Origin of the sequence: Canibacter oris (genome assembly GCF_014197205.1) — a bacterium.
In the GTDB taxonomy this organism is placed as follows: Bacteria; Actinomycetota; Actinomycetes; order Actinomycetales; family Microbacteriaceae; genus Canibacter; species Canibacter oris.
The window spans coordinates 1-9418 of sequence record NZ_JACIFD010000023.1; the positions used below are offsets into that span (position 1 = coordinate 1).

Annotated in this window: 9 protein-coding genes; 2 read left to right on the forward strand and 7 right to left on the reverse strand. The window is 57.0% G+C overall.

What is annotated here, in order from left to right; all coding sequences use genetic code 11:
- From guaA to groES, 6 genes are all read right to left on the reverse strand, one after another.
- Positions 1–1553 (reverse strand): glutamine-hydrolyzing GMP synthase (gene guaA, locus F5897_RS07740; protein WP_183305088.1); only part of this gene is annotated, 1553 nt, incomplete at its 3' end.
- Positions 1554–1643: 90 nt separating this feature from the next.
- Positions 1644–2096 (reverse strand): DUF3817 domain-containing protein, encoded by a 453-nt coding sequence (locus tag F5897_RS07745; protein WP_124824875.1) that lies wholly within the window; start codon positions 2094–2096, stop codon positions 1644–1646.
- Between the two features lie 2 nt (positions 2097–2098).
- Complete coding sequence (locus F5897_RS07750; RefSeq protein ID WP_183305089.1) at positions 2099–3076, reverse strand: SURF1 family cytochrome oxidase biogenesis protein; 978 nt, start codon at positions 3074–3076, stop codon at positions 2099–2101.
- Positions 3077–3088: 12 nt separating this feature from the next.
- Positions 3089–4210, reverse strand: coding sequence for a GuaB3 family IMP dehydrogenase-related protein (locus tag F5897_RS07755; protein WP_124824877.1), 1122 nt, complete (start codon positions 4208–4210; stop codon positions 3089–3091).
- Between the two features lie 51 nt (positions 4211–4261).
- Positions 4262–5764 carry an IMP dehydrogenase gene (gene guaB, locus F5897_RS07760; RefSeq protein WP_124824878.1) on the reverse strand — a complete coding sequence of 501 codons (1503 nt, stop codon included), beginning with the start codon at positions 5762–5764 and terminating at the stop codon, positions 4262–4264.
- Between the two features lie 123 nt (positions 5765–5887).
- The gene (gene groES, locus F5897_RS07765) at positions 5888–6184 is read right to left on the reverse strand and encodes a co-chaperone GroES (RefSeq protein WP_124824978.1); all 297 of its coding nucleotides are present in this window, start codon (positions 6182–6184) and stop codon (positions 5888–5890) included.
- Between the two features lie 173 nt (positions 6185–6357).
- Here groES and F5897_RS07770 point away from each other — a divergent pair, with 173 nt between their 5' ends.
- Positions 6358–7674, forward strand: coding sequence for a class I SAM-dependent methyltransferase (locus tag F5897_RS07770; protein ID WP_183304819.1), 1317 nt, complete (start codon positions 6358–6360; stop codon positions 7672–7674).
- Positions 7675–7718: 44 nt separating this feature from the next.
- Here the strand turns inward: F5897_RS07770 and F5897_RS07775 are convergent, their stop codons facing one another.
- Complete coding sequence (locus tag F5897_RS07775) at positions 7719–8501, reverse strand: DUF4190 domain-containing protein (RefSeq protein ID WP_183304818.1); 783 nt, start codon at positions 8499–8501, stop codon at positions 7719–7721.
- Between the two features lie 189 nt (positions 8502–8690).
- Between F5897_RS07775 and F5897_RS07780 the strand changes: the two genes are divergently transcribed.
- On the forward strand, positions 8691–9418 hold a 728-nt coding region (locus tag F5897_RS07780; RefSeq protein ID WP_183305090.1), incomplete at its 3' end, for an HAD-IIB family hydrolase.

The following is a 9418-nucleotide window of genomic DNA, read 5'->3' on the forward strand; positions in this document are numbered from 1 at the left end:
GTGACATCCAGCACCACACGGTTCACATCTGGCACCTGGTTTGTGATTTTGTTGCTGATCCGCGCCAGCACGTCGTAAGGGACTCTAGTCCAGTCTGCGGTCATTGCGTCTTCTGAAGACACTGGGCGCAGCACAATCGGGTGGCCATAGGTGCGGCCATCACCCTGCACGCCAACGGAGCGCACATCAGCCAATAGCACCACCGGGCACTGCCAAATCTCGGCGTCCAGCCCCGCAGCGGTCAGCTCCTCACGCACGATTGCGTCAGCAGCGCGCAGCGTCGCCAAGCGCTCCTCGGTGACCTCACCAACAATCCGAATCCCGAGCCCCGGACCAGGGAACGGCTGCCGCGCCACGATAACCTCTGGCAGCCCCAGCTGCCGGCCAATCTCGCGCACCTCATCTTTAAACAAAGCCCTCAGCGGCTCCACCAGCTCAAAGGTAAGATCTTCCGGCAGACCGCCAACATTGTGGTGGCTCTTAATGTTTGCGGTGCCTGAGCCGCCCCCTGACTCCACCACATCCGGGTACAGGGTGCCCTGCACCAGGAAGCGGATCGGGTCGCCGTCTTCCTCCTGCGCCTCGGCGATCAGCTGCGCCTGCGCCTCCTCAAAGGTGCGGATAAACTCGCGGCCGATAATCTTGCGCTTCGTCTCCGGGTCAGTAACCCCAGCCAGCGCTGACAGGAACTTCTCACGCGCATCCACCGTGACCAAACGCACACCGGTGGACTTCACATAGTCAATCTCGACCTGCTCGCGCTCACCCTGACGCAGCAGTCCGTGATCCACAAACACACAGGTCAGCTGGTCGCCAACAGCCTTGTGCACCAGCGCCGCCGCAACCGCAGAATCTACACCGCCTGACAGCCCGCAGATAACTTTGCCGCTGCCAACCTGCTGGCGGATCCGCGCAACCTGCTCCTCAATCACATTCTGCGCGTTCCAGTCAGCCGGAATCTCCGCAATGCTGTGCAGGAAGTTCTCAAGCATCCGCTGCCCATAGTCTGAGTGCTTCACCTCCGGGTGCCACTGCACACCGTACATTTTCTTCGCGGCAGAACCGAAAGCTGCAACCGGGGTCACCGCGGTTGATGCCAACACTTCAAAGCCCTCCGGCGCTTGCTGCACCGCATCGCCGTGACTCATCCACACATTCTGCGTCTCAGGCTGGTCAGCGAACAGCGCGCCAGCACCATCGCACAGCTGCATGTCGGTGGCACCGTACTCCCGGTCACCGGTGTTTGCAACCACGCCGCCCAGCGCGCGCGCCATCACCTGGAAGCCGTAGCAGATGCCAAAAATCGGCAGCCCCAGCTCGAAAATGCTCTCGTCAAACTGCGGCGCACCCTCCGCGTAAACAGATGAAGGGCCGCCTGAGAGCACCAAACCCAGCGGGTTTTTCGCCTGCACCTCTGCGGCGGTAATGGTGTGCGGCACCAGCTCGGAATAAACTCCGGCTTCCCGCACCCGGCGCGCAATCAGCTGTGCGTATTGCGCCCCGAAGTCAACTACCAGCACCGGACGCGGTGCCGCGATTGTGTCGTTTGTCATCTGTCGCCTTTCACTGTCCTCCGGCAAAATCGCGCCAGAGGATCCACATACCTAAAATTTTAGTCTAAAAATGTGACGTTGCCAGCCGCTTTAAGCCTGCACAGTTGCGGTGTCACGGCCGTCTTGCAGCACCCGCTCCACATCGCGCACCACCCAGCGCTCTGCGATGAATGACACAATGATCACGCAACCCGCGAAAGCGAGCGCCAAAAAGCGCCAGAACGGCCACCGCATCGGGCTCCACACCATGAACGAGGTGATGAGGTAAACCACGTAAAACCAGCCGTGCGCCACCAAGAAAATAGTGGTGAAGTTCACTCCCGGCGGTTGGAAATCAATTTCTACGCCTTCCGGCGCCAGCTGCTGCAGCTTGACCAACGCGCCCTCCGAAAAAAGATAGACGTCGCTGTGTAAAAACCAGCGGATGCAAGAAATAATGTACAGCCCGAACAGCATCACACCGGTGATAACCGATGAAATCTTAAACAGTTTCAGAGCTTTCCGAATCTGCGGATAGGTTTCCGGGCGTGGTTGCAGCTGCATAGTTACTCTTTCTGTGTTGCTGAGTTAGCTGATTCTAAGGCTTGAAGATGCAGAATTTCGTGCTCCTTTTCGTGGGCATCACGGCACAGCCGCACCCAGAAGTAGAAAGCAAACCCCGCGAAAATAACCCACTCAATGGCGTAAAACAGATTCAACCAGTTAATTTTTTCAACCGGCTCAGGAGCGGGTGAGTGGATCGGCAAAAGCCCGCTTGTGGCAGTGTAGGCGTTATCTGCATCAAGCACCACATATCCGGGGAAAGTATCGCCGCTCGCATTCGCCCACAGGTTAAGCTGCTGCCCCGGCGCGAGAGTGGTGTAAAGCTCGCCCCCATCGCTAGCGGGCAGTGGCGGGCGCGGTGCTTCTGAAGGGTTGTAGCGCCCCACCAGCTGCAGCGGCGTGGCCTGTTGCGTACCCGAGGCAGCGCTTACCATCAGGTGCTGCTGCAGGCGCTGCAGCGCGGTAGCGGCTTCGGCTTCTGTAGCCGCCCAGCCGATGGCCACCGCGAGGTTGTCGTTTTGCTCCGTCACGGCTACAGCCTGCCCCGCAGCCGCATCCGCTGTGCGCAGCTGCCCGGCGACCCAGTAGCCAAGCTCGGTGTCGTTACGGCGCTCACTAATCAACTGCAGGCTCGCCGCGTCTAGCGCACCAGTGACGATTACCCTGTGCCCGGCGGCCAGCTCACGCACCGGCTCTTGCGGCGGGCTAAGCTGATACAGCGGCTGCGGCTCCTCCGTTGCCACAAAATTTTCCTGGTCGAGGCGAATCGCGTGGCTCATCTGCCACTGTGCCAAACTGGCAAACCCTGCAGCGATCAACAGCACCGCAAAGAGCGCTGCCAACCACTTCGGACGCAACATAATCTGCCGCAGCGTGGGCTCACCCAAGGGCGCAAACCCAGGGGTTTGCGCTGCTGCAGCAGTCGGGTTTTCCGCCATTTTGGTGCTCGCTATTGCCTGTGCTTGATGTGTTTCGTGCACGCCGCCGGCGTGCTATTTGCTGGTTTTTACGAGCTCAATGCGCTGAAATTCCTTCAGCGTTGAGTAACCGGTTGTTGCCATTGCTCGGCGCAGCGCCCCCATCAGGTTAGAGGTACCGTCGGCCAAAGCTGACGGGCCATTAATAATTTCAGCCAGCGGCCCAACAGTGTCTAGCGAAATCCGGCGCCCGCGCGGCAAATCTTCGTGGTGCGCTTCTTGCCCCCAGTGCCAGCCCTTACCAGGAGCTTCTGCGGCACGGGCCAACAAAGACCCTAGCATCACCGCGTCAGCGCCACACGCTACCGCTTTCACAATGTCACCAGAGGTGCCAAGCCCGCCATCAGCAATCACGTGCACATAGCGACCCCCTGACTCATCAAGGTATGTTGTGCGAGCACCGGCAACATCAGCAATGGCGGTTGCCATCGGGGCGCGAATGCCGAGGTTCAGCTCAGTTGTGGAAGACGCTCCGCCGCCGAAACCGACCAGCACTGCTGCTGCACCAGTGCGCATCAGGTGCAGCGCCGAACGATAGGTTGCAGCGCCGCCAACAATCACAGGCACGTCAAGCTCATAAATGAACTGTTTCAGGTTTAACGACTCCCGCCCTGCCTCTGCAACATGCTCAGCAGAAACGGTGTTACCGCGAATCACGAAGAGGTCTACCCCAGCATTAATCACAGCTTCACAGTGCTCTGCAGTGCGATGCGGTGACAACGAGCCGGCGACTGTCACTCCGGCATCACGAATTTGCTGTAACCGATCGCGAATCAATTCTGGCTTAATCGGCGCACTATACAGCTCACGCATTTTCGCTATGGCAAGCTTTTCGTCGCTCACAGTGCTGAGCTCCGCAAGCAGCTGTTCTGCGTTGTCATGGCGAGTCCACAATCCCTCAAGATTTAGCACTCCCAGACCTCCGAGTTGCCCGAGCGCAATAGCCGTTTCCGGGCTCATCACGGAATCCATCGGCGCACCCAATACTGGAATTTCAAACTGATACGCATCGACGTTCCAAGCGGTTGACACTAATTCCGGGTCACGAGTACGGCGACTCGGAACCACCGCAACATCATCAAAGCTATATACCTCGCGTGCTCGTTTAGCACGTCCGATTTCAATTTCGTAAGTCATAATCTCTTCTTGAAGCTGGAAGCAAGGGAGGCGCATCCACCCCCGACTTTGCTAGCGGCGGTAATTTGGAGCCTCGACAACCATCTGAATATCGTGTGGATGTGATTCTTTTAAACCAGCAGCCGTGATTTTCACAAAATTTCCACGCTCTTTGAGCTGTTCGATAGTGCGGCTACCAGTATAGAACATTGACTGCCGCAAGCCACCGACCAACTGGTAGAGCACATTACCTACAGCGCCACGATATGGCACCTGGCCTTCAATGCCCTCCGGAATTAGTTTCTCATTGCTTGGCACATCTGCCTGGAAGTAGCGGTCTTTAGAGTAGCTGGTGCGCTCACCACGGGTCTGCAAGGCTCCCAGAGAACCCATGCCTCGGTAGCTCTTAAACTGCTTCCCACCAATAAACACGAGATCGCCCGGGCTTTCATCAGTACCTGCAAGCAGCGACCCCACCATCACAGTACTCGCTCCCGCTACAAGTGCTTTAGCGATATCACCCGAATATTGCAGACCGCCATCAGCGATAACCGGAACACCAGCTGGAGTTGCTGCTTTTGCAGCCTCATAGATTGCGGTTACCTGCGGCACCCCAACACCGGCAATAACACGAGTTGTGCAGATTGACCCCGGGCCCACACCAACTTTCACCGCGTCAGCACCAGCTTCAACTAGAGCTTTGGCGCCGGCATAGGTTGCTACGTTGCCGCCAATTACGTCAACTCCGGCAAAAGCCGGATCTTTTTTAATCTTGGCAATGATGTCAAGCACGCCACGACTATCGCCGTTTGCAGTATCAACCACCAGCACGTCAACGCCGGCCTCTAGCAGTGCTCCTGCACGCTCCCAAGCATCACCGAAGAACCCCACTGCGGCACCAACACGAAGCCGACCCGCTGCATCTTTGGTAGCGTTAGGATACTGCTCAACTTTGTCAAAATCTTTAACAGTAATCAGGCCAGTAAGCTTACCGCTGTCATCAACCAAGGGCAGTTTCTCAATACGATGCTTTTGGAAAAGCTGCTGCGCTTCCTCCCTGGTGATACCCTGTTTACCTGTAATCAGAGGCATGCGAGTCATCGCATCGCCTACCTTAGTGGTCGCAGCTTTTGCACTGTCAATAAAACGCATATCACGGTTAGTGATAATGCCAACCAGCACACCCTTATCATCAACCACAGGCAAGCCGCTAACGCGATATTCACCGCACAGCGCATCAACTTCTGCTACCGTAGCATCTGCGGTGGTCGTCACCGGGTTAGTAATCATCCCGGCTTCGCTTCGTTTTACCCGATCCACCATCTCGGCCTGATCTGCAATCGCCAGATTACGGTGCAAAATACCCATGCCACCGTTACGAGCCATCGCAATCGCCATCCGGGTTTCAGTGACAGTATCCATCGCAGCCGACAGCACCGGGATACCTAATCTGACGTTGCGTGTCAGCTGTGACGAGGTGTCAGCTTCACTTGGAATCACGTCGGTGTGTGCCGGCAATAGCAGCACATCGTCGTAGGTGAGACCCTCTAGCGAGAACGGGTTACGCTGTTCCATTTAATGCACCTATCTAAGAAAATTATGACGCTTATTTAATGTAGTAATTCTATCGGTTCGAGCTGAACACTTGATAATAAGAAAAGTGGCTGCCACAGCAGTGACAGCCACTTCGCATTTCGCTTAGCGCTCTACAATCGCGAGCACATCGTGCGCAGACAGGATGAGGAACTCATCCACACCGTATTTAACTTCGGTGCCGCCGTACTTAGAGTAGATAACGCGGTCGCCAACTTTGACGTCAACCGGGATGCGGTTGCCGTTGTCATCAACACGACCCGGACCCACAGCTAAAACTTCGCCCTCTTGCGGCTTCTCTTTTGCGCTGTCTGGAATTACCAGCCCCGAAGCGGTGGTCTGCTCAGCCTCAACCTGGCGAATCACAATGCGATCTTCTAGTGGTTTAATTGCAACCGACACGGATGCGACCTCTTTTCTCACTCTGGTTCAAAATTGTGCGGCTATTGCACACACATTAGTACTAACTATGAGTTTAAGCGGCGACGGGTGTCGACGCAATTCGAGCGGCACTAAATTCGCTGAGCGCTTACCGGACTCCACAAAAAACCTACAAAACTGGGAAAATAGAGACTATGACAGCACAGGTGACAGCTCCTGCGGGGTGGATTGAACTGCTTGACGCAACAGGGCAAACCCTGCTGCAACAGATCAAAGAAATGCAAACAGCTGGGAAAAGCCCCGCACAACAGCAGCAGGCGCTGCGCCGTGAATGCTCAAATACCGCACTGATTGCGGCGGCCCTCCGCCAGGTAGAACTGCAACACAAGGCGCACAAAAAATTCGGGGATCTCGCCGCAAAGCTGCTATTCACCCCGGCCGGATTAGAGCAGGCCAGCCGCGCTGAGGTAGCGCAGCTACACGCCTCCCGGATGCGGGCTTTTGAACGCCAGCAGGTGCTTGATCTCGGCTGCGGGATTGGCGCTGAGTCGCTGGCTTTTGTCGCCGCAGGTTACACTGTTGTGGCTTACGAAATTGATCCGCTTACTGCAGCTTACGCGGAGCACAATCTAAAACTGCTGCACGAAGAACTCGGATTGCACACCCCGCCGCCGCAAGTGATTTGCGGCGACGCCACAGCTTTTTGCGATGCCCAACCGTCACAAAGTGCGGTTTTCTTTGACCCAGCGAGGCGCACAAGCGGTCACAAAAACACCGTCAGAGTGTCTCCTGCCGACTATTCGCCGCACCTCGATTTCGTGTTTGAAATAGCTACACGTTTCCCAACCCTGGTAAAGCTAGGACCGGGTTTTGACCGAGAGCTAATCCCCTCGGATGCGGCCGCAGAGTGGGTCAGTGTGCGCGGTGAAGCTGTCGAAACCCTGCTGACTTTCACTCCCGCTGCTGTAAGGAAAAAGATGCGGCTGGGTGGATCCACTACCCCGCTACTTAGCCTCACGGCCCCGGGTAGTCGCCACGCTACGGTGTTACCGCAACAGCTCACGCTGAGCAGCGCCCGCGATAGCGAAGATCCATCTTTAGGAGAACTCAGCGCGTATCTGTACGAGCCGGACGCTGCGGTTATTCGTGCCCGACAGATTGGCCAGTTGGCCGCGCAGCTAGAGGCGCAATTGGTGAGCCCTGGCATCGCTTACCTCAGTGGCCCGCGGCGCTTTGATACACCTTTTGCGCAGGTTTTCCGAGTACTAGAGGTGCTGCCGGTGAAAACGCAGGTGCTTGCTAAACGACTCGCTGCTTTGGGGGTCAGTAGCGTAGAAATCAAAAAACGCGGGATTGCTGTTGACCCCACGGAGTTTCGCAGAAAATTGAAGCTGCGCCCGGCGGCGATACCGCGCGAACTAACACTGGTGCTGACCCGGATCGCGGGTCAACACCGCGCTATTTTGTGCGAGCGCTTACCTGCTGTCGCAAATGTAAAACGCCGCGGCTGAATAGAGCCACGGCGTTTAGCAGGGCGCCTCACGGCACCACTGTATTAGCTGCTGAGCAGCTCCAACATCCGCTGCAGCTCCAGCAGCTCCTGTTGCGTGACACCGCTTTGCAGCAACTGTTCTTGCATATACGGATCGCCTGCAAGACTCAGCGCCCAGAGGGCCAAACCAAAGAGTGCAATGGTTCCAAGAATCGCGAGAACACCCAAAACCAGGCCGGTGATCCACATCCCCTTATGCTGTTTTTTAACAGCTGCAGCGATACCGAAGCCCACAGCTACGAGGCCAATAATTGCACCGAATGGCAAAATGATGGTGCACAGGAAACCGGCGATGCCAGTAACCAGCGCGGTCACCGCAAGGCCCTTTGGCTGCTCAGCTGCTACCGGTTGCGCAGGAATGGCAAAGGCTGGCTGCTGCGGTGCTTGTACACCGTAGGCTGGCTGCTGCTGTGACCCGGCCGGAGTGTAGGCTGGGGAAATTGGCTGCGCGGTGTACGCCGGAGGCGCTGGAGTTACCGCTGGTGCTGCGGGAGCGGCAGCCTGGTAGGCAGCTGGGGCTGACTCAGCTACCGGGGCAGCTGGTGCCGCAACAGGCTCAGCCGGAGCCGCTGCTGCTTCCACAGCAGGCTCAGGCACTGGCTCAACTACTGGCTCCACAGCAGGCTCAACTAGTGGCTCAGCCGGCGCGCCGAAGTCGATTGCCGGAGTTGCTGGCGCAGCAGCTGCAGGCTCGACTGCAATAGGATCAGCAGCTACGGGCTCAGCCGGTGCACCAAAATCAACCGCCGGAGTTTCATTCTCAAGTGGCTTCTTTTCTTCAGTCATCACTTTTCCTTCTTGTCTTGGGATTACCTACAACTCTACGTTTGATAAATGAAAAACAGCCTAAATAACTGAGTTAAACGCAAAAATCATACCGTGGGCGGGAATTCTCAGCTTTTGGGATGAAAACCAGCCTTTTAGGACGAAAACCAGCCCCGCGGCGTCTGCAGCCCCTAAGATTACAGTGTGACTATGCTGCCTAAACTTATTGCTTTCGATCTTGACGACACCCTGGCGCCTTCCAAGTCGGCGGTGCCGCAGGTGATTCTCGACCAGCTCGCCCAGCTGCTGCAGCGCACCGCTGTTGCCATTATCTCCGGCGGCAATATCACCCAGTTTCAGCAGCAGTTACTGCAACCCCTGACCGCCATGCAGCTCCCGAATACGGCGCTTGCACGGCTGCATCTGCTCCCAACCTGCGGCACCCACTACGAAATTTACCGTGATGGCACCTGGCAGACGCTCTACCGTGAGACCCTCACCCCGGCAGATCGCGATGCTGCAATGCAAGCGCTGCGCAACACCGCACAGCAGCTTGGCTACTGGGAGCACAACACCTGGGGCGAAATTCTGGAGGACCGCGGCAGCCAGATCACCTTCTCCGCGCTCGGCCAGGAGGCTCCGGTTGCTGCCAAGGCTGCGTGGGATCCTGACGGCGTCAAGAAAAACACCCTGGCAAGTAAGGTGCAAGAGTTATTGCCGCATCTGGAGGTGCGCAGCGGTGGATCAACCTCCGTCGACATCACCCGCAAGGGAATTGACAAAGCCTACGGGATGCAAAAACTAGCGGCGCAAACCGGGATTGAGCTGCACGAAATGTTGTTCATCGGCGATCGTCTCGACCCCGCCGGCAATGATTATCCTGTGAAAGCTCTCGGGGTACCGTGTCACGCGGTGCACGGCTGGGGAAGACACGCGGC